21 protein-coding genes are annotated in these 23,909 nt (G+C 44.1%); 12 read left to right on the plus strand and 9 right to left on the minus strand.

Going from position 1 to position 23,909, the window contains the following annotated elements:
• Window positions 1-308: 308 nt before the first annotated feature.
• The 4 genes from AE2B122_RS05580 (at window position 309) to AE2B122_RS05595 (ending at window position 3,461) form a co-directional block, all read left to right on the plus strand.
• Window positions 309-1,130, plus strand: a complete 822-nt coding sequence (locus AE2B122_RS05580) for an amino acid ABC transporter substrate-binding protein (RefSeq protein WP_175073339.1) — start codon at window positions 309-311, stop codon at window positions 1,128-1,130.
• Window positions 1,117-1,815, plus strand: a complete 699-nt coding sequence (locus tag AE2B122_RS05585; protein WP_095219120.1) for an amino acid ABC transporter permease — start codon at window positions 1,117-1,119, stop codon at window positions 1,813-1,815. The genes AE2B122_RS05580 and AE2B122_RS05585 overlap by 14 nt, the downstream gene beginning before the upstream one ends.
• A 12-nt stretch (window positions 1,816-1,827) precedes the next feature.
• Entirely contained in the window at window positions 1,828-2,574 is a 747-nt protein-coding gene (locus tag AE2B122_RS05590; RefSeq protein ID WP_175073340.1) for an amino acid ABC transporter ATP-binding protein, read from the plus strand.
• Between the two features lie 119 nt (window positions 2,575-2,693).
• Window positions 2,694-3,461, plus strand: coding sequence for an SDR family NAD(P)-dependent oxidoreductase (locus tag AE2B122_RS05595; RefSeq protein WP_095219122.1), 768 nt, complete (start codon window positions 2,694-2,696; stop codon window positions 3,459-3,461).
• 16 nt (window positions 3,462-3,477) lie between these two features.
• Here AE2B122_RS05595 and AE2B122_RS05600 read toward each other — a convergent pair whose 3' ends face one another.
• Window positions 3,478-4,440 (minus strand): LysR family transcriptional regulator, encoded by a 963-nt coding sequence (locus tag AE2B122_RS05600; protein WP_175073341.1) that lies wholly within the window; start codon window positions 4,438-4,440, stop codon window positions 3,478-3,480.
• Between the two features lie 127 nt (window positions 4,441-4,567).
• On the opposite strand from AE2B122_RS05600, the gene AE2B122_RS05605 reads away from it, so the two are divergent.
• A complete protein-coding gene (locus AE2B122_RS05605; protein WP_175073342.1) occupies window positions 4,568-5,614 on the plus strand; it encodes a 2,3-butanediol dehydrogenase in 1,047 nt (348 codons plus the stop codon).
• A gap of 35 nt (window positions 5,615-5,649) precedes the next feature.
• On the opposite strand, the gene AE2B122_RS05610 is transcribed toward AE2B122_RS05605, so the two are convergent.
• The 3 genes from AE2B122_RS05610 to AE2B122_RS05620 form a co-directional block, all read right to left on the minus strand.
• Complete coding sequence (locus tag AE2B122_RS05610) at window positions 5,650-6,582, minus strand: aldo/keto reductase (protein WP_175073343.1); 933 nt, start codon at window positions 6,580-6,582, stop codon at window positions 5,650-5,652.
• A gap of 118 nt (window positions 6,583-6,700) precedes the next feature.
• Window positions 6,701-8,899 carry an MMPL family transporter gene (locus tag AE2B122_RS05615; protein WP_175073344.1) on the minus strand — a complete coding sequence of 733 codons (2,199 nt, stop codon included), beginning with the start codon at window positions 8,897-8,899 and terminating at the stop codon, window positions 6,701-6,703.
• Between the two features lie 73 nt (window positions 8,900-8,972).
• Complete coding sequence (locus tag AE2B122_RS05620; RefSeq protein WP_095219127.1) at window positions 8,973-9,581, minus strand: TetR/AcrR family transcriptional regulator; 609 nt, start codon at window positions 9,579-9,581, stop codon at window positions 8,973-8,975.
• A gap of 111 nt (window positions 9,582-9,692) precedes the next feature.
• Here AE2B122_RS05620 and AE2B122_RS05625 point away from each other — a divergent pair, with 111 nt between their 5' ends.
• Together AE2B122_RS05625 and AE2B122_RS05630 are read left to right on the plus strand one after the other, a co-directional pair.
• Window positions 9,693-10,628, plus strand: a complete 936-nt coding sequence (locus tag AE2B122_RS05625) for an alpha/beta hydrolase (protein ID WP_095219128.1) — start codon at window positions 9,693-9,695, stop codon at window positions 10,626-10,628.
• Window positions 10,629-10,790: 162 nt separating this feature from the next.
• Complete coding sequence (locus AE2B122_RS05630) at window positions 10,791-12,275, plus strand: aldehyde dehydrogenase family protein (RefSeq protein WP_175073345.1); 1,485 nt, start codon at window positions 10,791-10,793, stop codon at window positions 12,273-12,275.
• Between the two features lie 71 nt (window positions 12,276-12,346).
• On the opposite strand, the gene AE2B122_RS05635 is transcribed toward AE2B122_RS05630, so the two are convergent.
• The 3 genes from AE2B122_RS05635 to pepT all read right to left on the minus strand — a co-directional run bounded on the left by AE2B122_RS05635 (window position 12,347) and on the right by pepT (window position 14,753).
• Window positions 12,347-12,952, minus strand: coding sequence for an alpha/beta hydrolase (locus AE2B122_RS05635; RefSeq protein WP_095219130.1), 606 nt, complete (start codon window positions 12,950-12,952; stop codon window positions 12,347-12,349).
• Between the two features lie 14 nt (window positions 12,953-12,966).
• Window positions 12,967-13,419, minus strand: coding sequence for a MarR family winged helix-turn-helix transcriptional regulator (locus tag AE2B122_RS05640; protein ID WP_095219131.1), 453 nt, complete (start codon window positions 13,417-13,419; stop codon window positions 12,967-12,969).
• A gap of 98 nt (window positions 13,420-13,517) precedes the next feature.
• Complete coding sequence (gene pepT / locus AE2B122_RS05645) at window positions 13,518-14,753, minus strand: peptidase T (RefSeq protein ID WP_095219132.1); 1,236 nt, start codon at window positions 14,751-14,753, stop codon at window positions 13,518-13,520.
• 109 nt (window positions 14,754-14,862) lie between these two features.
• Between pepT and AE2B122_RS05650 the strand changes: the two genes are divergently transcribed.
• The 3 genes from AE2B122_RS05650 (at window position 14,863) to AE2B122_RS05660 (ending at window position 18,329) form a co-directional block, all read left to right on the plus strand.
• Complete coding sequence (locus AE2B122_RS05650) at window positions 14,863-15,960, plus strand: FAD-binding oxidoreductase (protein WP_095268926.1); 1,098 nt, start codon at window positions 14,863-14,865, stop codon at window positions 15,958-15,960.
• A gap of 52 nt (window positions 15,961-16,012) precedes the next feature.
• A complete protein-coding gene (locus AE2B122_RS05655; RefSeq protein WP_175073346.1) occupies window positions 16,013-16,978 on the plus strand; it encodes an alpha/beta hydrolase in 966 nt (321 codons plus the stop codon).
• A 100-nt stretch (window positions 16,979-17,078) separates the two neighbouring features.
• Window positions 17,079-18,329 carry an MFS transporter gene (locus AE2B122_RS05660; RefSeq protein WP_175073347.1) on the plus strand — a complete coding sequence of 417 codons (1,251 nt, stop codon included), beginning with the start codon at window positions 17,079-17,081 and terminating at the stop codon, window positions 18,327-18,329.
• 118 nt (window positions 18,330-18,447) lie between these two features.
• On the opposite strand, the gene AE2B122_RS05665 is transcribed toward AE2B122_RS05660, so the two are convergent.
• Both AE2B122_RS05665 and AE2B122_RS05670 read right to left on the minus strand, forming a co-directional pair.
• Window positions 18,448-19,416 carry a cation diffusion facilitator family transporter gene (locus AE2B122_RS05665; protein WP_095268920.1) on the minus strand — a complete coding sequence of 323 codons (969 nt, stop codon included), beginning with the start codon at window positions 19,414-19,416 and terminating at the stop codon, window positions 18,448-18,450.
• An 18-nt stretch (window positions 19,417-19,434) separates the two neighbouring features.
• Entirely contained in the window at window positions 19,435-19,743 is a 309-nt protein-coding gene (locus AE2B122_RS05670) for a metalloregulator ArsR/SmtB family transcription factor (protein WP_095219137.1), read from the minus strand.
• Window positions 19,744-20,223: 480 nt separating this feature from the next.
• On the opposite strand from AE2B122_RS05670, the gene AE2B122_RS05675 reads away from it, so the two are divergent.
• Together AE2B122_RS05675 and AE2B122_RS05680 are read left to right on the plus strand one after the other, a co-directional pair.
• Window positions 20,224-21,813 (plus strand): SulP family inorganic anion transporter, encoded by a 1,590-nt coding sequence (locus tag AE2B122_RS05675; RefSeq protein WP_095219265.1) that lies wholly within the window; start codon window positions 20,224-20,226, stop codon window positions 21,811-21,813.
• Window positions 21,814-21,972: 159 nt separating this feature from the next.
• Entirely contained in the window at window positions 21,973-23,889 is a 1,917-nt protein-coding gene (locus AE2B122_RS05680) for a S8 family serine peptidase (RefSeq protein ID WP_175073348.1), read from the plus strand.
• The last annotated feature ends 20 nt before the right edge of the window (window positions 23,890-23,909 follow it).

Here is a 23,909-nt window from a genome sequence, read left to right on the forward strand (position 1 = left end):
CCACACGGGATAGATGCATGTTAGCTTTCATGTACTTTCTTCCACACGGGATAGATGCATTTAATTTTTCATTTTCGATAAATATGTTCCATCCATTCGCTAGCTGGGTATTGTAACATTGAATAACCGTTTAGATATAAGGTTGTGATGGAGAATAAAGCTGAATGATGAGGCGCAGATACGTTTATAATAAGCGATAGAAGGGTGATTTAATCCTGATTAGTTTACTCAGACTTATTTCTTTACTTTTCCTGTGGATGGCCTTAAACTGATGAAAGTTAAAAATTATAGAAAAGTGGGTTTGGTACATGAAGAAAGCACTATTAGGTCTACTATTTATGTCGATATTTGCAATTCTTGCTGCCTGCGGTAACGGAGATGATTCCGCTTCCGATTCTGGCGAAAATGGCAGTAATGGCGATTTGTGGCAAGAAGTTCAAGATAAAGGTGAAATTACAGTCGGAACAGAAGGAACATACGCTCCTTTCACATTCCATGATGATAGCGGTGAACTTACAGGATACGACGTGGAAGTGATGAAGGAAGTCGGTAAGCGTTTGGATCTTGATGTGAAATTTGAAGAGACACAATGGGATTCCATGTTCTCTGGTTTGAACAGTGCTCGTTTCGATGTGATTGCGAATCAAGTGGGTAAAGGGGAAAACGACAATCGCGTTGGGCAGTATGATTTCTCTGATCCTTATACTAAATCCCAGTCCGTTGTCGTAACATCTGCAGATAACAATGACATTACAGCAATCGAAGATGTTGAAGGTAAAACATCTGCACAATCTCTAACAAGTAACTACAATGCAGTGGCCACAGAAGCTGGCGCACAAATCGAGGGTGTAGAAGGATTGGCACAATCGATTCAGCTGATTGAACAAGGACGCGTTGATCTTACTTTCAACGATAAACTTGCAGTCCTTGACTATTTGAACAATACAGAAAAGGATGCTCCAGTAAAAATCGCTTTTGAAACTGGAGAACCAAACGAGACGTACTTCACTTTCCGCAAGGACAGCGGTGAAATAGTCGAACAGTTCAACAAAGCACTTGATGAGATGCGTGAAGATGGTACTTTAGCAGAAATCTCAACGAAATGGTTTGGCGAAGATGTTAACAAGTAATATGGTATTCGGCGGGATTGTCATCCCTTGGGAGCTGTTGCAGCAGTCATTCTGGCCGATACTGATTGAGGGGATCAAAGTCACGATCCCCTTGACTCTTATTTCGTTCTTTTTTGGTATCATCATCGCACTCATCACGGCATTGGTAAGGATCTCAAATATCAAGCCTTTGCGGTGGATTTTTTCTGTCTATGTTTCTGCTATCCGCGGAACGCCTCTGCTTGTTCAGTTGTTCATCATTTTCTACTTACTGCCGGAATTAAATATTATGATTGATCCGTATCCGACAGCTATTATCGCGTTTTCCTTAAATGTCGGGGCTTATGCTTCCGAAATCTTCCGAGCATCCATCCTCTCAGTTCCTAAGGGGCAATGGGAGGCAGGCTTTACAATCGGAATGACTTATCGAAAAACGTTGTTTCGTGTCATTCTGCCCCAGGCGTTACGAGTTTCCGTACCGCCTTTATCCAATAGTTTTATTGGCTTAGTGAAGGAAACGTCATTAGCATCTCAGATTCTCGTAACCGAGCTGTTTCGTAAATCTCAGCAAATCGGTGCAACGAATCTGGATCAGATTGTTTACATCTATATATTGGCTGCCTTCATTTATTGGATTATCTGTTTCGTCCTGTCGCTGGCTCAGCATCAGCTCGAACGCAGATTAGACCGCTATACAGCAAGATAAGGAGGTGTAGCTATGCTAGCAGTGAAAGGTTTAAAGAAAACTTTCGGTACAAATACAGTACTGAAATCTATTGATATGCAAGTCGATAAAGGAAAGGTAATAGCAATTCTTGGACCATCCGGTTCCGGAAAGACAACCTTGCTTCGCTGCCTGAATGCACTGGAGATTCCGGATGAAGGTATTGTTGGTTTTGAAGACCATCAAGTGGATTTCAGCCAAGAGGTTAAACAGCAGGAATTGATCAAGCTGCGTCGTAAATCAGGTATGGTATTCCAATCTTATAATCTATTCCCGCATCGCACCGTTCTGGAAAATGTCATGGAAGGACCTATTCAGGTTCAGAAACGGGACAAACAAACGGTAAGAGCGGAAGCAATTGAATTGCTTAATAAAGTAGGATTGAAGGATAAGAAGGATCTTTATCCGTATCAACTATCAGGCGGACAGCAGCAGCGGGTCGGTATTGCCCGTGCGCTTGCAATCAAGCCGGAACTTATGCTTTTTGATGAACCTACTTCAGCACTTGATCCAGAGCTGATTGGAGAAGTACTCCGAGTTATGAGGGATCTGGCGAGCGAGGGCTGGACAATGGTTGTCGTAACTCATGAAATTAAATTTGCCCAGGAAATCGCTGACGAAGTAATCTTCATTGATGGCGGCTTCATTGTTGAGCAAGGACCGCCGGAAGACGTGCTTACGCATCCTAAAGAGGAGCGTACACAGCGCTTCCTGCATCGAATTTTGAATCCAATAGAGTAACAGGAGAACAAATTGTTCTCCTGTTTTTTTGTGTATATTTTAAGCATCTTAGTTGAAAATAGTAATATAGTTACCGATAATAAGTATGATAGTACATATTCTGAGAGGGGACTTAAGAGATGGAATTCAAAGACAAAGTGGTACTTATTACAGGAGCAGCAGGCGGAATCGGGATTGCAGCTGCTAAGAAATTTGCAGCAGAGGGCGCTAAACTGGCTCTTGTAGACCTTTCCCAAGAAGCGCTAGAGAAAGCTGCGGCATCCATTGACGCAGAGAAAATCCTGCTGGCAGCAAATGCTACGAAAGAAGAAGAAGTAATTGATTACGTGCAAAAAACCAAAGATCAGTTCGGTCGCATTGATGTTTTTATCAATAACGCTGGTATCAATGGAGAATTCAAAAATATCGTTGATTCAACTGTTGAGAACTTAGAAAAGGTATTGGCTGTCAATGTAGTAGGGGCCTTCCTTGGATTGAAACATGTATTGAAAGTAATGACAGAACAAAAAAGCGGCGCTGTTGTAAATACAGCTTCCAACGGCGGATTGCTTGGTGCTCCAGGTATGAGTGCTTATATTGCTTCGAAGCATGCACTTATTGGTATCAACAAAACAGCAGCTTTGGAAGTGGCAGACTATGGCGTACGTGTAAACGCTGTTGCTCCATCTGGTGTGGATACAGCAATGATGCGCTCTATTGAAACAAATGCTGCTCAAGGACATGAAGAAGAAGCTAGAAAAGGCTTTGAAGCGAGTGTACCGATGAAGCGCTATGCTACTGCGGAAGAAATTGCTGATTTGATGTTATTCCTATCATCTGAAAAAGCATCCTTCATCACTGGTTCTTATTACCGAATCGATGGCGGACAAGGAACAACATCTGCTTAATTTTAAAACACGCCTGTCATATGACAGGCGTGTTTTTTATATGCGTGTACAACGATGGATCCGACTTAGCATGTGATTCTTCCTTAGCAAGGATAGTTTCTTCCAATTCGCGTAAAAATGTTCTGGCTACACGGGAAAGTGTATTGTTTCCGTGGTACACATAGCCGAAGGAGTAGGTCTGAAAAAAAGGCGGTGCAAAATGAAGCAGTGTGATGTCTTTGCTTCTTGATAGTTCGGCATCGGTCCGAAAGGCATAGTCGAAGCCGATGTTGATAGCTGTTTCATTTTCTACCATATTCCGTATGGTCTGTACATTGTTCGTAGTAAACAGGATATCATATTGAAGCGATTTGAATTGGCGCATAAAAGCCTGAATGTAGGCATCATTATAAAGAACAATCGGCTGTTTAAGGAGCATCTCTTCAGTGATTAATTCTTCCCTTGCCAAAGGATGTTTGTTATTGACAGCTGTCACCATGTGCCCGTCAAGTAGTTTTTTGAAGACGAGATTACGGTATTTTTGGACTTCCTTTTCAGTATAAATGACAAGTCCGATATCGACAGCTTCCGCATCTACTTTTCTCATGATGCGCTGAGATGTGTTCTCAAATAGGGAAGCTTTAATATTTGGATGAAGCTTGCGGAAATTTGAGAAAAGCTCAACCAAAATCTCCATCGGTCCGGGAAAGCTTGCAATTTTCAGTTCTCCATTTAGTGATTCCGTGTATGTCTCTGCTTCTTCGCTGAATTCCTGCAGTTTCTCTAAGACAGCCTCCGCATGCTGTATAAGCTTACGGCCTTCCTCAGTTGGCGTCGTGCCTGTACGCGATCGGCGGAAAAGGCTGATATTCAATTCTCTTTCCAGGTTAGTCAGCGCCTGGCTCAGTGCAGGGAGCGTTACATGCTGTTCAGCTGCAGCAGCTTTTAATGATCCTGATCGTGCGATAGCTACTATATATTTCAATTGTTCGATAGTCATGTCTATCCCTCATTCGTTTAGTTAAGCAAACGTTTATTTAAGTTAAATAACCCGAAATTTATTATATCATTTTCCAGCAGTATACTAGGAATGTAGAAAGAAATGCTGCAAAAAGGGGATGGAACAAATGAAAGCATTACGTTGGCATAATCAGAAGGATGTTAGATTAGAAGATATTGATGAACCTATCATCAAACCGAATCAGGTGAAAATGAAGGTTAAATGGTGCGGTATTTGCGGAAGCGACTTGCACGAATATCTTGGTGGACCAATTTTCATTCCAGTTGATAATCCGCATCCACTGACTGGTGAAGTGGCTCCAGTTACAATGGGTCATGAATTTTCTGGTGAAGTAGTCGAAGTAGGACCAGAGGTAAAAGATTACGAGGTTGGCGACCGTGTGGTTGTGGAACCAATCTTTGCAACACATGGACATCAAGGTGCATATAACTTGGACAAGCAAATGGGATTCCTCGGACTTGCTGGCGGTGGCGGCGGCTTGAGCGAATATGTTGCCGTTGATGAAGAGCTTCTGTTCAAGCTTCCGGATTCTTTAAGCTATGAGCAAGGAGCGCTGGTAGAGCCATCTGCAGTTGCGTTGTACGCGGTGCGTTCCAGTAAGGTAAAAGCAGGGGACAAGGTAGCTGTTTTTGGATGTGGTCCAATCGGCTTGCTTGTTATTGAAGCCTTGAAAGCAGCAGGTGCAACGGAAATTTATGCAGTTGAACTATCACCGGAACGTCAAGCAAAAGCAGAAGAATTAGGTGCAATTATCGTAGATCCAAGCAAGGTGGATGATACAGTTGAGGAAATCAGAAGATTGACTGATGGTGGTGTAGAAGTTGCCTTTGAAGTAACTGGCGTACCAGTTGTCTTGCGTCAGGCGATCCAGTCTACGGATATCGGCGGGGAAACGATGATCGTGAGCATCTGGGAAAAACCAGCTGAAATCATGCCAAATGATATTGTTATTCAGGAACGTTCCATTAAAGGTATCATTGGTTATCGTGATGTATTCCCGCAAGTGCTTTCCTTAATGGAAAAAGGCTACTTCTCTGCTGAGAAGCTAGTCACAAAGAAAATCAAGCTGGATGAAGTAGTTGAAGAAGGATTCGAAAGCTTGATCAAAGAGAAGAGCCAAGTGAAGATCCTTGTTCAATCTGAACAAGAATAAAGGAAAAGCGGATGCATGCGCATCCGCTTTTTTTCTTATCTGAAAATCTTGTCAATCGCTTCGATATCATCTGCTGACAGTTTCACGTCGAGGGTTCTTAGGTTATTGAGTACTTGTTCCGGGCGTTTCGCTCCAGGGATAATTGCATCAATGCTGTCTCGTGTTAGGTACCAAGCCAGCACGACGTGAGCAACCTCTGCATCCTTCTTAGAAGCGATATTTCGCAGCTGATCTACTTTTTTCAAGTTTTGCTTGAACGTTTCACCTTGGAAAAGGGGATCATTTGCCCGCAGATCATCAAACTTTGTATTTTCGTCGTATTTACCGCCAAGCAAGCCAGATGCAAGCGGGAAGTAAGGTACGAAGGAGATATTGTTTTCAGCTGTATACGGGAGAAGGTCGTTTTCTGCACCGCGTTTGAACAAATTATACTCAGACTGCAAAACATCAACGTAACCATCAACATTTGCTTCCTTCAGCTGTTCGATTGAGAAGTTGGAAACACCAATGCTTTTGATTTTGCCTTGATCCTTCAATTCCTTCAGTGCACCGACAGCTTCCGCTTTTGGTGTATCTGCGTCAGGGAAGTGGATGTAGAACAAATCAATATAATCTGTTTGCAGGCGCTTCAATGCGCTATCCACAGAGTCTTTCAGGAATTGCGGAGAGTTGTCCATCAGTGTTTCGCCATTGATAATTTTGTGAGCAGCTTTGGTTGCGATTACGATGTCATCGCGTTTGCCGCTTTCCTTGATCACCTGACCGACGAGCTCCTCAGATCTTTCCGGACCGTAAATATAAGCTGTATCAAAGAAATTCATCCCATTTTCAATCGCTTGGCGGACAACCTCCTTGCCTTGTTCCTCATCTAGATTTGGATAGAGGTTATGGCCTCCGACTGCATTCGTACCGACTCCAATCGGATTAACATACAAACCGGATTTTCCTAATTGCACACGTTCTGTCATTTCTTGCTCAGCTCCTTTTTATAAGTCTGTCTTAACTGTAGCAAATTCACAGGGTGGTATGGAAAAGATTTGCTTGAATAAAACAGAAGCCGGGACAACTATGCTGTCCCGGCTAATTTTAGCCATGTGCCTTTTGTTCATTCTCTTCTGTTTGCTGAATTCGCTTCTTCCAAGGCCAGAACGCCCATTTACCAAGAATTGCAGTAATAGCAGGTACAAGGAAAGGACGGACAAGGAAGGTGTCGAGCAATACACCTATTGCTGTAATTGTTCCGAAATGGACAAGTATTTGAATAGGCAGTGTCGTCAATACAGCAAATGTTGCTGCCAGAATCAACCCGGCAGACGTAATAACACCGCCGGTATGGGCAACACCGTCAGCGATAGCTTGTTTAAGCGGCATCGTCTTACTGCGTTTCCAAATGCTTGAGATCATGAAAATATTATAGTCTTCTCCAAGCGCAACGATGAACACAAAAGCATACAGCGGGATGAAGCCTTGAATTGCTTCGACACCGAATCCGTAATGCAGGATGAGCCAGCCGAGGCCCAATGCACTGAAGAAAGAGAGCAAAACGGTAGCGACCAAGTAGATTGTTGCCGTTACAGATCGCAGATACGTGAGTAATAACAGGGTGATAAAGCCAATAACGATTGGAATAATCCACTTTTCATCGTGCTTTGTCACTTGTTGTGTATCATACTGTTCTGCTGTCTGACCGCCAATCCAAACACTATCGGCATTTCCAGTTGTATCGGATACAGCTTCTTTTATATCAGGAATGTGAGCCATTGCTTCATTTGAGTAAGGATTTTCATCCAGCTCGAGTTGGATGCGGATTAACTGATCGTTTGATTCTGACTGCTCCGGGTCCATTACAGTAGCTGCATAAGGCAGTTCTTCCAGAGCGGCACGGACAGCTTCTGGATCATCTGTCTCAGTGATAACAGAAACAGGTGCAAGCTCACCAGCATTGACGTGATCTGTCAGTATCTCAAAGCCTTCTTTTGACGGCATATCATCTGGGAAAGATGATAGCGTATCATACGTATACGTAATGCGGGATGAGATTCCGGCAAGAATTCCAAGTACAACGATTGTAGCAATGGCTATCTTCCATGGGTGACGGATGACAAGTCTGCCCACGCTATTGCCAATTTTATTTTGCGGTTTCTTCGTACGAACTGGTTTACCTTTTTCTTTTGCACGTTCCTCCTGCATATCCTCTGTTCTGGGAATGAACGGGAAGAAGGATGCGCGTCCGATGATAGTAAGCAATGCTGGTACGAGTGTAAGACTTGCAAGCAGCATGATGAAAATGGCGATGCCGAATGGAATAGCGAACCGATTAATCGATCCATAATCAGCCACAAGCAGTACCAGCATAGCAACGATGACAGTCAATCCGCTCATTGCAATTGCACCACTAGCAGATGATAGGGAACGGACAATTGCTGTTTTCTTGCTCTTAATTTCCCATAGATTTTCCCGGAAGCGGGTGATCAGGAATAAGCAGTAATCGGTACCTGCGCCGAAGAGCAGTACGGTCATAATCGCAAGCCCTTGAGAATCAAACGAAATCAATTCGGCTTTTCCTAATGCGCCAAGAATCGGACTGATAACTAAATAAGCAAAACCTACGCCGATAAGCGGCACTAGTGCCAGTATCGGAGATCGATAGATAACGAGAAGGAAGATAAGTACGATCAGTACGGTTCCAAACAGAAGCGTTGTATCTCCTTGAGAGAATAGACCGACAGCATCCACCGAAATACCAGCAGGACCGGTTGCTCGGACAAGCAGATCGCCGCTATTCAAGTCTTGTTCAAATGGATTCTGCGTGAATGCATCATTTGCTGTATCTTGAATTTTTTTAAGGCCAGCTTCGACTGTATCTGTTGCTGTTCCATTATCAAATAGGATTGGCATGACGAGCGTCGTACCATCATCGGAAAGCTGTTCTTTTAATGCTGGCAGGGGGATTTCTTGAAATGGTGTTACGGTTGCTGCTTCAATGTCAGCTTCCTGCAAATCAGCACTGAACTGCTGGATCGATTGCAAATCTTCATCTGTAAGGCCATCCTCCTGATACCAGGTAAGCAAGGCGGGCAGACCGCTGTTATCAGAGAATTCTTCTTCAATAATACGGGCAGCTTCCTCGCTGTTTGTGTCATTGAGGAATGTTTCGGCTTGCTCGTCCTCCTGTGAATTTGCTTGCGGTAAGGTTAAATTTAATACGAGGGCAAGGACAATCCAAGCAGCCAAGATAATCCACCGCCCAGATTTGCCGCTTATAAATGCGCCTAATTTTTTCATGAATGATTCCTCCTAATTAATTTATCAACTGATAAGTTATACCCAAAAAATAAAAGATTATGCACATAATCTTTTATTTTTTCTGGATTCCATCAAAAAGGATGTCTACAAGCATCTTTGATTTCTTGTCTGCGAACGCACGTCGGGCTTCATGATCCTCTTTGGATGGAGGCAGAAAGGACTTCATCATCTCGAGGACGAAAAAGGTTAGCTCCATCGGGGGAACGGTAGGTATCGTTTTAATGTCACCTTTGGCAATTCCTTCTGTCAAAGTCTGCATCACAGGATTGAAGTAACTGCGCAGCCACCAGTCCTGAATCGTATTCCGATGTTCTTCCTCAATCTCGTATTGCAGATCATGAAACATCTGCGTCATGTCACCTTGATGGTTCATAATCATAAAATAGGCTATTTGACGAATACGATCCTTGCTGTTGGCGTGATCCTGAAGTACGTGTGTCATCGCTTCCTCTGTCTGGACCATAATGGAGCGGACGACTTCGAGGTAGATGGCCTGTTTATTCGGGAAATGATGATATAAAGCTGGCTGCGTAATGTTGCATTCCTCTGCTATCCGGCGAGTTGAGATCGCCCGGTAGCCATGTGTCATGAAAAGCCGTTCAGCTGTCGCGATAATAGTGCGCTGGGTCTGTTCAGCGGAAACTTCTTTTTTTCTAGCCATAGTGTCTGCCCTCTTTAATAACTTATCACTTGATAAGTTAACTCATTTTGTTTAGAAAAGCAATGATTGTCTTACTTATTGTAAAATAGAATATAAAAAGGGGGTAGTGATATGGGGAGAAAAGGGTTATTTCTTTCCGTTGCCGGCTTGCTTGGAGGGTACACAGCGCTTGTTGCGACACTTGTGAACAAGGAACTAAGGCAAATGAAAGCCTTCACGGAGGAAGAGACGATCAGCCGGGAAGTGGAGGCTGGGCGCTACAACAAAGCGGCTTATGATGCACTGCGTAAAGAGGAATTCAGTGTACTTTCAGGAGAAGGGAAGATTTACGGTACACATTATGTAGGAGATCCCGATTCCCGCCATGTGATGGTTATCTCGCACGGAGTAGCTGTAAACAAATATAATTCCATTAAATACATGAATGTATTCCTGGCACTCGGTTTCAATGTCGTATTGTACGATCAGAGAAGGCATGGACTATCTGACGGCAAAAGCATTACGTATGGTTATCAGGAAAGGCACGATCTCGCTCGGGTAATTCAATGGACGAAGGAAAGATATGATTACGACTTGAAGCTTGGTGTACATGGCGAATCAATGGGGGCAGCAACTGCTTTGCTTTATGCAGGCACGGTGGAAGATGGAGCCGATTTCTATATCGCCGATTGCCCTTACAGTGATTTCGCAGAACAGGTCGCCTATAGGTTGAAAGTCCAATTCCATCTGCCAAGGCAAGTGTTTTTGCCCGCTGCAGAATTATTCGTACGTAAATTGGATGGCTATCGTTTTCGGGATGTTTCTCCGATCCACTCTGTGGCGAATATCGAAAAACCGGTTCTCTTTATCAGCAGCTTGCCAGACTCCTACATTCCTGTGCAAATGACGAAGGACTTGTACGCGAAGAAGCAAAGTGGGTACAAGCAATTGCATCTGTTTGAAAAAGGCGACCATGCGATGTCATTAGCCGATAATAAGCAGGATTATGAGCAAGTCGTAAAGCAGTTCCTGCAAGAGATCAACATAAAAGCTCAGCCTGTTGGCTGAGCTTTCTCTATGTCGAAATATAGCGTACTATTCTTCTGTGCTATCAATTGCTTTCTATAACCTTTAGATGCTACCATATCAACTGTAAGCGGTTTCCTATAGTCTATAATCTTGCATCACGACGCTTAGACAAAACTAGAATACAATCTGAGGAGGATTTCTATGAGTCAATTAGCAGCAGGTATGCACGAGAAAGTGGAGCGTTTTCTGAATGAGACGAAGAAGCTGTATATCAATGGGGAGTTCGTGGCGAGTGCGACAGAGAAGACTTTCGATTCGTATAACCCAGCAACAGGCGAAGTACTCGCGACTGTTTATGAAGCGGGAGCAGAGGATATCGACCGTGCAGTGAAAGCAGCGCGACTTGCATTCGATGAAGGCCCTTGGTCGACGATGACGGCAGCAGAGCGAAGCAGAATCATGTACAAGCTGGCTGACTTGATGGAAGAACATGCAGATGTACTTGCCCAGCTCGAGACATTGGACAATGGGAAACCGATCAGGGAAACGAGCAATGCGGATATTCCGCTGGCGATTGAACATATGCGCTATTATGCGGGCTGGTCGACTAAGATTGTCGGACAGACAATTCCCGTCAATGGCCCATATTTCAACTATACAAGGCATGAAGCACTTGGTGTGGTAGGACAGATCATTCCATGGAACTTCCCGCTATTAATGGCAATGTGGAAGCTTGGAGCAGCTCTCGCAACGGGCTGTACAGTTGTACTGAAGCCTGCCGAGCAGACGCCATTGTCTGCACTATACTTAGCAGAACTAGCAGAGGAAGCAGGATTCCCATCCGGTGTTCTCAATATTGTACCTGGATTCGGAGAAACGGCAGGTCAGCCGCTTGTCGATCATCCGCAGGTTGATAAGATAGCTTTCACTGGATCCACAAGCGTCGGGAAACAAATCATGGCGAATGCTTCTAAAACACTGAAACGAGTAACATTAGAACTTGGCGGTAAATCACCGAATATTGTTCTGCCAGATGCCGATCTGACAAAGGCAATTCCTGGTACATTAAATGGGGTCATGTTCAACCAAGGACAAGTCTGCTGCGCCGGATCGCGTGTCTTTATCCAGAAAAAGCAATTCGATAATGTTATCGCCGACATGGCATCTCACGCAGAGAAAATTAAGCAAGGTGCTGGTATTCATGCAGATACAGAAATCGGTCCGCTCGTATCATTGGAGCAGCAGGAGCGAGTGCTTGGATATATTGAGAAGGGAAGAAATGAAGGAGCAGAGCTCATCACCGGAGGCACCAAGCCACAAGAGCAAGGCTATTTTGTTTCCCCGACGATCTTCGCAGATGTACGGGATGAAATGACGATCGCCAAAGAAGAAATCTTCGGGCCAGTCATCTCAGCAATGCCTTATGATGATTTGGATGAATTGATTCGCCGTGCGAATGCTAGCGAATACGGCCTAGCAGCAGGGGTATGGACGCAGGACGTCACCAAAGCACATTATATTGCAAACCGTCTTCGGGCTGGAACGGTATGGGTAAACTGCTACAATGCTTTCGATGCTGCATCTCCTTTCGGCGGATACAAACAATCCGGTATAGGGAGAGAAATGGGATCATACGCGTTAAATAACTATACAGAAGTAAAGAGTGTCTGGATCGGGATGGAATAATGTAAAGGAGCCTGTGCTAGTTAGTGCACGCTCCTTAATGCACAAAAAAAGCATACGCCTTAGGCGTATGCTTAAAAGTGTTTACGATACCATACAGCAGCTGCTTGAACTTCTGTATGGGTAAGGCTGTGACCGTTACTTTCCCAGTGAATGGATGCGTCAGCACCAGATTCCCCAAGCATCTGTTCAAGTTCTATTGCTTCGGATTTCGGGCAGATTGGATCGTTATCTCCAGCAGTAATGAACACAGGTGTTCCTTGCTGCTGGGCAAGTGTGATATTTCGTCTTGGCACCATTGGATGATGCAAGATTGCTCCTTTTAGTGAATCAGTATAATGATAGAGGAGGCTGGCGGCAATATTGGCACCATTGGAATAACCAATTGCGATAATATTGTCTCGATTGAATTCGTATTTCGCTGCTGCTTCATCCAGGAAGCTGCGAAGTTCTTCCGTGCGGAAAATCAAATCCTCTTCATCAAAAACACCTTCAGCCAGACGTTTGAAGAAGCGGGGCATGCCATTTTCGGAAACATTTCCCCGTACGCTTAATACGGCTGCATCAGGATCGATCATATCAGCTAGCGGCAAAAGATCCTTTTCCGTTCCACCAGTACCGTGCAGCAGTAAAAATGTCGGTTTGTCTGCTTGTTTAGCAGCTTTGAAGACGTGTATCATGTTTGTTCCTCCTTTTATTTGTCAGTCGAAGTACCCTCGGCATGTAAACCTAATGTTTTAATATGTTCAATGACTTGGGCTTTTTCATCATCGTCAAGACCTGCTAAAATGCTGTGAATCGCTTGTTCGTGCTTCGGGAAATAATCCTCCATGAAAGCACGTCCTTTTTCGGTCAAAGTAGCGAACGTAATGCGTCGATCATCTGGACATGGACGTCTTCTGATCATTTCTTTTTGCACAAGGCGATCTACAACATAGCTGATGCTGCTGCTGGATAACAGGACTTTACTGCCGATTTTCTGGATGGGCTGATCTCCTTTATGGAATAGCAGCTCCATCACCGCGAATTCCGTCAAGTTGATTCCTTGCTTCTTAATATCTTCCTCGATCCGTTTCTTAATGGACTGTAGTGCTCTTGTCAGTACAATGAATAGTTTCAACGATAAACCTACGTTATCATTTGCCATAGTCTTTCACGCTTCCTTTTTTATCTCGAATTCGAGATAATTATATGCAATAAATGAAAGAATGTCAATAATGGGGGAGCCGGAAACCGGCTCCTTGTTTATTTTGCTTGTTCTTCGTACAGTTTTACAATTTCAATAATAACCTTTGTTGCTTTTTCCATATTGTCGACGCTAATATATTCGAACTTACCATGGTAGTTTTCTCCGCCTGTAAAGACGTTTGGTGTCGGTAAGCCTTTATAAGAAATCTGCGATCCATCTGTCGCACCGCGAATCGGTTTGATCACTGGTTCAATGTCCAGGCGCTTCATCGCATCGGATGCAATATCAACGATTTCCATGACGGGCTCGATTTTCTCACGCATGTTGTAATATTGGTCATGCATATCAAGCTGAATGCTCTTGTCACCATATTCTGCTTTGATTTCTGCAGTGATTTCTTCGAACAACGCTTTTTTCGCCTCAAATTTTTCTCGATCATGGTCCCGCAGAATATACTGCAGCTTCGTCTGTTCGACGTCTCCTTGGATAGAAAGCAGGTGGAAGAAACCTTCGCGTCCTTCTGTATATTCTGGTGCTTCATCTTCTGGCAGCTTGTCATGGAATTCCATCGCTATCTTCATGCTGTTTACCATCTTGTTTTTAGCTGTTCCTGGATGTACATTGTTACCGTTGAAAGTAACTTTGGCTTGTGCACCATTGAAGTTTTCATATTCCAATTCACCTAGTGGACCGCCATCCATTGTATAAGCGTATGTAGCACCGAATGCTTCTACATCGAATTTATGCGGACCGCGGCCGATTTCTTCATCCGGTGTGAAGGCAACGCGTATTTTGCCATGCTTGATTTCAGGATGCTGGATCAAATACTCCATTGCAGTCATGATCTCTGCAATACCGGCTTTGTTATCTGCCCCAAGAAGTGTTGTTCCATCTGTCGTCATCAGTGTATGTCCTTTGTAGCCAGGCAATTCAGGAAATTCAGCTGCGGACAGTACAACATCTAGCTTTTCGTTGAGTGTGATATCATTTCCGTCAAAGTTTTCGATCACCTGTGGGTTGACATTCTTGCCAGTGAAATCTGTCGCTGTATCAACGTGTGCCATAAAACCAATAACTGGAACGTCTTTGTCTGTGGTAGCTGGCAGTGTTGCCATCACATAACCATTGTCGTCAATTGTGACTTCTTCCATCCCAATTTGTTTCAGCTCTTCAACAAGCATATTTGCCAGCTCAAGCTGTCCCGTGGTAGAAGGGGTTGTTTCGATGTCTTCGTTTGATTGTGTATCCACTTTTGCGTATGTAGTAAGGCGGTCGATCAATGTTTGCTTCATCATTTTCATCTCCTTGGAGTTTATATTACTAGTTTAGCATGAAAGGTATACACTGAAACAGATGCTGCATGCGTGTATAATAGGTAGAAAAGAAAATGGGGGAAACGTTATGCATATCGTTGTTGTGGGCGGAGGAATCGCCGGAGCCAGTACAGCCTATCATTTGGCCAGATCAGGAGCCAAAGTGACGATAGTCGATTCAAAAGCAAAAGGGCAAGCCACCGCTGCTGGAGCAGGTATCATTTCTCCTTGGCTGTCAAAGCGTGTAAGAGTCAAGCCTTATTTCAGTTTAGCCAAAGCAGGTGCTATCTATTATCCTGAGCTGCTTGAGATGCTCAAGGAAGATGGTCAGGATAATGTGAGTTATAAGCAAGTAGGGGCATTGTATGTGAGTGCAAGTAAGAAGCGTCTGGATGAGCTGGAAAAACTTGCTTATAAACAGCGGGTTGAGACACCGGAAATCGGGGAAATCAAAAGACTGAGTGCAGAAGAAGCGCGAGTTAAATTCCCACCATTGCGGGAAGATATGACAGCCCTCTTCCTTGAAGGAGCGGCGCGTGTTGATGGACGACAACTGCTTCAGGCTTTACTGGATGCAGGAGAAAAACACGGTGTTCAATACGTGCAGGGAGAAGCGTCATTGCTTCATAAAGGAAACAAGGTCATCGGTGTACGTGTCAACGAAGAAATAATCGAAGCTGATACTGTTGTTGCAGCAGCTGGAGCGTGGATTAATACGCTGTTGGAAACAGTTAATATCAAACTTCCGGTAGAGCCACAAAAAGGTCAAATCATGCATATGCATGTTGACGCTGATACAAGCAACTGGCCTGTCATCCTACCGAAAAGCAGCCACTATCTGCTCGGCTTTGATGACGGAAAGGTTGTGGCGGGTGCTACGAGAGAAGTGGGTTCTGGTTACGATACAAAGCAGACAGCTGCCGGCATGCAGGAAGTATTACGGGAAGCACTGAAGGTCGCACCAGGTCTTGCAGATGAGGAAGTGACAGAATTCCGCATAGGTCTTCGTCCTGCGGGTCCGAACCCATACCCAATTCTAGGTCCAGTGAAGGACGTTGACGGACTTCACTTGGCTGCAGGATTTGGTCCTGCTGGGCTCAACCTTGCGCCATTTTCTGGGAAACTGGTAGCAGAGGTAATACTTGGACAGACGCAAGGCTTGGATATTACACCGTATTTATTATAAGCTAATAGCATGAGACAGCGTATGAGCGAACAGAGGGGAGGAAAGAGATAGCATGTTGCGGAGAAAAAGAGTGTGGATTTCAGGTGTCATCATTTTGGCAATTGGAATCCTGCTCCTCATCGGCAGTCTCTTTTCTTCTGAGATTAGAGCATTTATGGCAATTGATCAAAGCAATAAACAGCCGAATATACCCGATCCGGAAAATGTCGTAGCTGTGAAGGATATTGCCTATCCGACCGAAAACTATGATGGTAAATTGGACTTTTATTATCCCGAGGATGCCCAGGGAACACTTCCAATCGTTATCTATATCCATGGCGGCGGATGGATTGGAGGCGACAAGGCAGCCCAAAATCCATTCACAATGTGGATTGCATCAAAAGGCTATCTGGTCGTGAACGTTAACTACGGGTTGGCACCGGAATATAACTTTCCGACACAACTCTATCAGTTGAATGATGCTATCAGCTTTGCATTGCGAGAAGCATCCCGTTACCACGGAGATACGGAACAAGTATTCATTGGCGGGGGATCGGCGGGTGCAAACCTAGCCGGTATGGTTGCAGCAATGGCTACCAATCCAACTACGGAATCAATTATTGGGGAGAATTCAGCACTACAATCGGATCAGATTCGGGGTACACTGCTTTATAATGGTGTATTGAACTTGGAGGATGCCCAGCAGACGGGCTTCAACAATATGACGACATTCTTGTGGTCATATACAGGAAACAAAAATTATACGCATGATCCTCGGCTGCGAGATATGTCTCCAGTCTTTCAGATTACGTCGGATTATCCGCCTACTTTCATTTCATCAGGTGAGTCTGATAAACTGCACCCCCAAAGCGTAGAGATGGCAGATGAACTTGAGAAGGCAGGAGTGGATGTAGAGAGAATGTTCTTTGACTCCTCGCATCCAGCTGCCGGGCATGAATACCAGCGAAAATTATATTTGGAAGAAGCACAATACAGCTTTGATCATATGATCAATTTTTTGCAAGCACATTCGGAATGACCTCAGGCTAAAGTCTGGGGTCATTTTTTATTTTAATACCCCGTGGAATTTCCTGTAAAATATCTATATAATTAGAAAATATAGAAAAAGGGGGGATACGATGCGTTTTAGGGATTTTCATCCAAATATAAAGATAAGGCTCGTGGAATCCTTCGTGTCCAGCTTGATCGGCAGTATGGTAACCCCATTTATGACCATTTACTTGGCGATGCATTTCGGAGCGAAAGTGGCAGGTCTCTTGCTGCTTGTCAATGTATTCCTCGGAATCGGGATGTCCTTGCTTGGAGGTTACTTTAGTGATTTATTCGGACGGCGCAAAATCATGCTGCTAGCTGAAACACTCCGGCTGGTAGCATTTTTCATGATGATGGTTAGTAATTCACCATGGTTCGAATCAGCTGAGATAACGTATGCGATGATCATGCTCAATAGTATTTGCTGGGGATTAGCTGGGCCGGCTAATGATGCCATGCTGATTGATGTTAGTACACCAGATCAGCGACGTCTCATTTATTCTATTGGATATTGGGCTAGTAACTTATCCATCGCCCTAGGTGGTATCGCTGGAGCCTTCATGTTTGAGAACTATTTATTCCAATTATTCATGGCGCTGACAATCGCCGCAGCAGGAACGTTGTTTGTCGTGTACTTCTTTATCACGGAGACGCATTTTCCAAAGAAAGTGGAGGTCAAACCGTTACAGCACGTGACACAGATTTTCGGGACCTATCAATCAGTCATGCAGGATCGACTGTTTGTCTGGTTCATTGCTGGCGGAATCCTAGTGCTGAGCATGGAATTCCAGCTGACAAGTTATATCGGAATCCGATTGTCGGAAGAAATGCCGACACAGCAATTCTTGTTTTGGGAAATAGATGGCGTAAAAATGATGGGTTTGTTACGAAGTGAAAATACGATCTTAGTTGCCTTGCTTGCCTTATTTGCTGCCAAGCTTATTGTTGGGATGAAGGACAGATTCGTTCTCGTTGCCAGCTGTCTCATCTTTACAATGGGATATGCTGCGCTGTCATTTTCGAATCAGATTTGGGTGCTGTTCATCATGATGGCAGTACTAACAATCGGTGAGGTATTCCGGGTGCCAGTGGAGCAGTCCTATATGGCAGCAATTCCCCCGGATGACAAGCGCAGTGCATACATGGCATTCGGAGGTCTTCAGTACAATCTCTCCATGTTGATTGTTTCCTTGACTGTTACACTCAGTGGATTTCTGTCATCAATTACGATGGGGATATTACTTACAATGATTGGTCTGGCTGGTACTTTCATTTTGTATATGATTACCCCGCAGCTTGATATTAGGAAGCTGGATGCGGAACAAAAGGCAGTCTAGATGTGAATAGTTATAAAAGCGACCTGGAAAGCGTTCCTAACATTAGGGCGCTTTTTTCGTGTTTAGGAAAAAAGCAATCGAAATGACAGAAAAAAGACGGGATATTATCCCCGTCTTCTCAATGTTCATGGACATGTATATGGGCGCTGGTGTCATGCTGGCACATGAGTGATTCCTCATGCGTGTGGGTTGCTGTTTCCATTTGGATCGTCACATGACCGATTCCTAAATGCTCTAGATCATGCTCAATTTTCCGCAGCATTGCTTGGCTTTGCTCGACTAGCAAGTCACCTTGAACTACAGCGTGACAGGAAAGAGCGTTCTGACCGCTGGTGATGCTCCACACATGCAGATCATGAATGGAAATTATACCGGGTGCTTTCTCGATACAATCAATGATTTTACTCATTTCCACATTCCGCGGCGTTCCTTCCATCAGCACATGAATGGCATCCTTTGTTACACGCCAGCCACTTATAATTACTAGGGCAGCTACAATGACACTTGCGACTGGGTCGGCCCAATTCCAGCCGAATAGAAGCACGAGCAACGCAGCAGCGATAGCGCCGACAGATCCGAGCAAATCGCCGATTACATGAAGGAAGGCTGCGCGTACGTTCAGATTCTCACTCGTATCACCGCGCATCAGAATCCAGGCAACTAGAATATTAACAAGGAAACCGATGACAGCAATGATCAGCATGCCCCCGGAAGCAATTTCTGCAGGTTCGCGGAAACGCTGGATTGCTTCATAGAAAATGTAGAGGGACACAAGGATGAGCGTGACTCCATTGAATAAGGCAGCCAATATTTCAAATCGCTTATAACCGTATGTCTTACTGTAATTAGCTACTCGCTCACCTAGTATAAAGGCAAACAGACCGACTCCGAGAGATACAGCGTCACTTAGCATATGACCGGCATCTGACAGCAAAGCAAGACTATTCGTCAGGAAGCCTCCTATTGCTTCAATCAGCATGAATCCAGCTGTCAAAATAAAACTGATCAGTAAGGCTTTTTTATTCGCATTATGTCCGTGATGGTGGTGATGATCATGTCCATGATCGTGTGCATGTCCGTGTCCCATACATATTCCTCCGATTAGTTAGTTATGGCAGGCGTGGTTGATAGCTTCTGTCAGTAGATCGATGACATGCTTGTCATCGTGGGAATAATAAATCGTCGTGCCTTCGCGTCTCGATTTAACGAGCCGAATTTTTTTCATTGAGCTCAGCTGATGAGAGACAGTGGACTGATGCATCTCGAGCTTCTCTGCGATTTCATTTACGCTGTATTCCTTATCGAGCAGCAAGTGCAGGATTCGGATTCTAGTCGGATCGCCGAGGGCTTTGAAGATTTGCGAAACATGTGTCAATCGCTCATCTGTCAGTTCCAAGTGTGTATCGTACTTCATATATAGACGCTCCTCTTATATGCTTATATGCGTATATTAGCATATATAAATACTCTAAGCAAATTCTAATCTTTCTCTTATATATAAGAATTCTAATAATCTAAAGAGGAGATTAGATTGATAACTAGCATCAGAACATGTGATTAGTCACGGGCAGAAAGGGACAGGCAGAAAGTATGGGCAAAATAATAAGCTTACAAACATTTTACAAACAAGCCTATATATAACGGCGTTTACTAAGATTTTACGAACCTAGCTTCTATGTGAGCAGGAAGATAGTTAGGATTAAGAAACTAAAGAAAGCAAGGGCACATTTATGAGAATAGCAAGATTTATAGCCTATGGGTACGATATACAAATTTCGGCATTTGTCGAATACTTAATTCCAATGAATCTGTAAAGGAGGTTGCAGCAGGGCGCTTCTTGCAATGTATGCAAACAAAAAAGCAAGGTGACAACAAAATGAAGGGTAGTGATGAAATGAAAAGGCTTGGAAGATACAGCGGTTATAATCTGCAAACGCTGCGTCGGGATATCATTGCGGGAATTATCGTTGGCATCGTCGCCATTCCGCTTGGGATGTCTTTTGCTATTGCATCGGGAGTAAATCCTGAATATGGACTGTATACAGTCATCATCGGCGGTCTGCTTATTTCATTGCTGGGCGGATCGAGGTTCCAAATCGGCGGGCCAACTGGAGCATTTGTTCCGATTCTCTTAGGTGTTGTCATTCAATTTGGCTATCAGGATCTTTTGGTGGCAGGCATAATGGCTGGGATATTGCTCGTCATTTTCGGTCTGCTCAAGCTCGGGAGTTTGATCAAATTCATCCCGCGTCCAGTAGTAGTCGGTTTCACAGCAGGAATCGCGGTCATTATCTTTTCTGGGCAAATCGGGAATTTCACGGGTATTCAGGCTGAACAAGAAGAGGGATTCCTTCCGAAAATGCAAGCACTGCTTGCAGCTGCGGATACAATCAATCTATACAGCCTGATCATCGCAGGTGTGTCCCTTGCTGCCATTCTCCTCACGCCTAAAATCTTGCCGAAAGTACCTGGAGCACTCGCAGGCTTGATTCTATCGACAGTTGTAGCAGTCCTGTTTTTCCAAGGACAGGTGGCAACCATCGGCAGTGTGTATGGTGATATACCGAGCCAGCTGCCACAACTCCAGTTACCGGCTTTTACTTTGGACAAGATTCTCTACCTGCTGCCATCTGCTGTGGCTATTGCCTTATTGGGCGGGGTGGAATCACTCCTGTCTGCTACAGTTGCTGATAATATGGCGAAAACAAAACATCATAGCAACCGGGAATTGATCGGTCAAGGTGTGGCGAATATCGCTGTCCCGCTATTCGGAGGTATTCCAGCCACTGGAGCAATAGCCCGGACTGCAACAAATATACGGAGTAATGCCTTCTCGCCTGTATCCGGAGTGGTGCATTGTGCTTTTGTCCTGATCATCCTGCTTCTGCTTGCTCCTTATGCTTCTGCCATCCCGCTAGCCAGCATGGCGCCAATTCTTATGGTTGTTGCTTGGAATATGAGTGAACGTAAAGAAGTAGCCCATATTATCAAAATGCGTACATTCGATTCCTTCATCCTGATTGTCACTTTTGCGTTGACGGTACTTGCTGATCTGACTGTCGGTGTCGGCTGCGGACTATTACTCGCCTTTGTTGTTTTCGTCAAACGTATGAGCACCGTGCTCTTTGTGAAAGACGAACAAATTCATGTAAAGGAAACAGATGGCGTGCGGATGTGGCAATTCGAAGGTCCGTTGTTCTTCGGATCCACTGATATATTGGAGGAAGTAGTGGAAAAGACAATAAATGAGGAACCAGATTCCCTTATCCTTGACCTGCAAAAGGTTTCCTATATGGATACATCCGCCGAGGCTGCCTTGCATAAACTCGTCGATCATTATGAAGCTGATGGTAAACAGCTGCTTTTCCTTGGTGTTCACGGGCAGCCAGAGCGATTGCTTCAAAAAACTGGACTGCTAGATAAGGTAGGGGAGGAGTATACAGTGAATAAGAGAGAGGAAGCTGTACGTATTTGTACTTCTTGAATATTTTAACTTGAGAATCAAGCAATTTATGCTCTTAGGGCACAGGTTGCTTGATTTTTCATGTTAGCTTTTTATATAAATCACACTAGTTGTTTTCATGTTTGAATGGTTTCAGCCGATATAAAGGAGAGAATCTACTTAGTTGAGGGGAAACTAGCAATGAATAAGCTTTTGAGAAGAAATGTCGTATTTGTATCACTATTAGTAGGATTGACTTGCTTATTTCCTGTCAATCATTCCTATGCGGAAGAAGAAAAACAAGTCATTGTCGTCTATAAAAATAAACAAGGAGAAGAAGCAGTTCAGGAAAGTGATGCTGCAATAGAGGAGCAGTATGAACAATTATCGGCTGCAGCAATCTCAGCGGATACAGAAACAATTGATGTATTGAAAGAAAATCCTGATATTAAATATGTAGAGCTTGACAGCAAGATTAGTATTTCAACTAGCGATGTGGTTGACAAGTCTAAAACGCCGGTTCTGGACCAATGGAATATCGCTTCCATTCAGGCTTCAGCAGCTTGGGAAGATGGCTTAACAGGTAAAGGTGTCAAAATCGCCATTATGGATAGTGGAATTTATTCGCATCAGGAATTGCATATAACAGGAGGCTATTCGGCTGTTGATTACACAACATCCTACGAGGATGATGAGGGGCATGGTACTCATGTGGCCGGAATTATTGGTGCAGAGCATGATGAGCGTGGAACAGATGGCATAGCACCGGATGCGGATCTTTTTGCTGTTAAAGTGCTGGATGATACAGGGGAAGGATATCTTTCCGATTTGTTAGAAGGAATAAATTGGGCCATTTCGAATAATATGGACATCATTAATCTGAGCATGGGGGCTGCGGATGAAAGTGATGCCCTGGAGGATGCCGTACAAAAAGCTTATCAAGCTGGAATCCTGTTAGTGGCTGCTAGTGGAAATGAAGGAGCTGGTCATCCGCTGGATTATCCTGCTGCTTATGAAGCTGTCATTGCTGTTTCTGCTACCGACTCGAACGACAACATTGCCTCGTTCTCTTCTATTGGTGACAAGGTGGAATTTGCAGCTCCGGGAGCAGATATCCAAAGTACATATCTTGGTTCTGATTATCGGGTGATGAGTGGTACGTCTCAGGCCGCGGCGCATGTTTCAGCCATGCTCGCGTTGTTGAAGCAGCAGTTTCCTGATGATACCAATTTGCAATTGAGGACGCGTCTCCAGCAGTACAGTAAGGATCTGGGACGGGAAGGAAGAGATGTACTCTATGGTTATGGATTGATTCAATTTCCTGCTCCAGTACAAGAGGAAGAGCTTGTCTCAAATGACTCAGGTAGAAGCGAGTCAGAAAATGCAGGAGATGAAGTGAAGGAAGAAAAAGTTACAACTGAGGAATTACGTATTTTGGCAGATGATTTGAAACTGAGAATAGATGAACTGGCAGATTTGTTTGCCGCATATGGCTTCGATTTATACAACTACGATAACCTGAACGAAGTAAATGACATGATTTATCAAAATATAAATGAAGTGTCTGTTCATTTCCTTTTAGAAAAAGCGGGAATGGATCGAGAGCAGCTTGATCAGCAGCTTGCTGCTGAAGATCTAACGCTTGATGATTTTCATACTCCTGAAGAACTGTCAGCATATATAAAGGAATTTGAACAGCATATCGAAAACGAGGTAGGTACATCTGAAGGGAATGATGAAGAAGTTAATACAACTCAGGACATTCCCATAACTGATGATCAGACTGATGTGAATCCAATTAATACACCAGTTGAAGCTGACTCTGCTGAAAAGGAGAAAGTTGATTCAGTAACTGTGCTGCAGCAGGTTGACTCTGACGAAAAGGCGAAGATTAATTTACGGACTGTGCAGCAGGCTGACGACTCGAATAGGGAAACAGATGAAATTATTTTTACATATAAATCAGCTGGTAAACCATATCAAGATGACCAACAAGGAAAGCATTTGCCTGATACAGCCTCCCCAATCGGCAATATGATAGTGGCAGGGGTCATGTTAGCTGCTACAGGTTTGGTACTTTATTTAAGGAACCGAAGGACTAAATTCAGAAGCAAGTAATGTAAGCTATCAATCGGATT

This window comes from Terribacillus sp. AE2B 122 (genome assembly GCF_902497585.1).
Lineage (GTDB): Bacteria > Bacillota > Bacilli > Bacillales > Amphibacillaceae > Terribacillus > Terribacillus saccharophilus_A.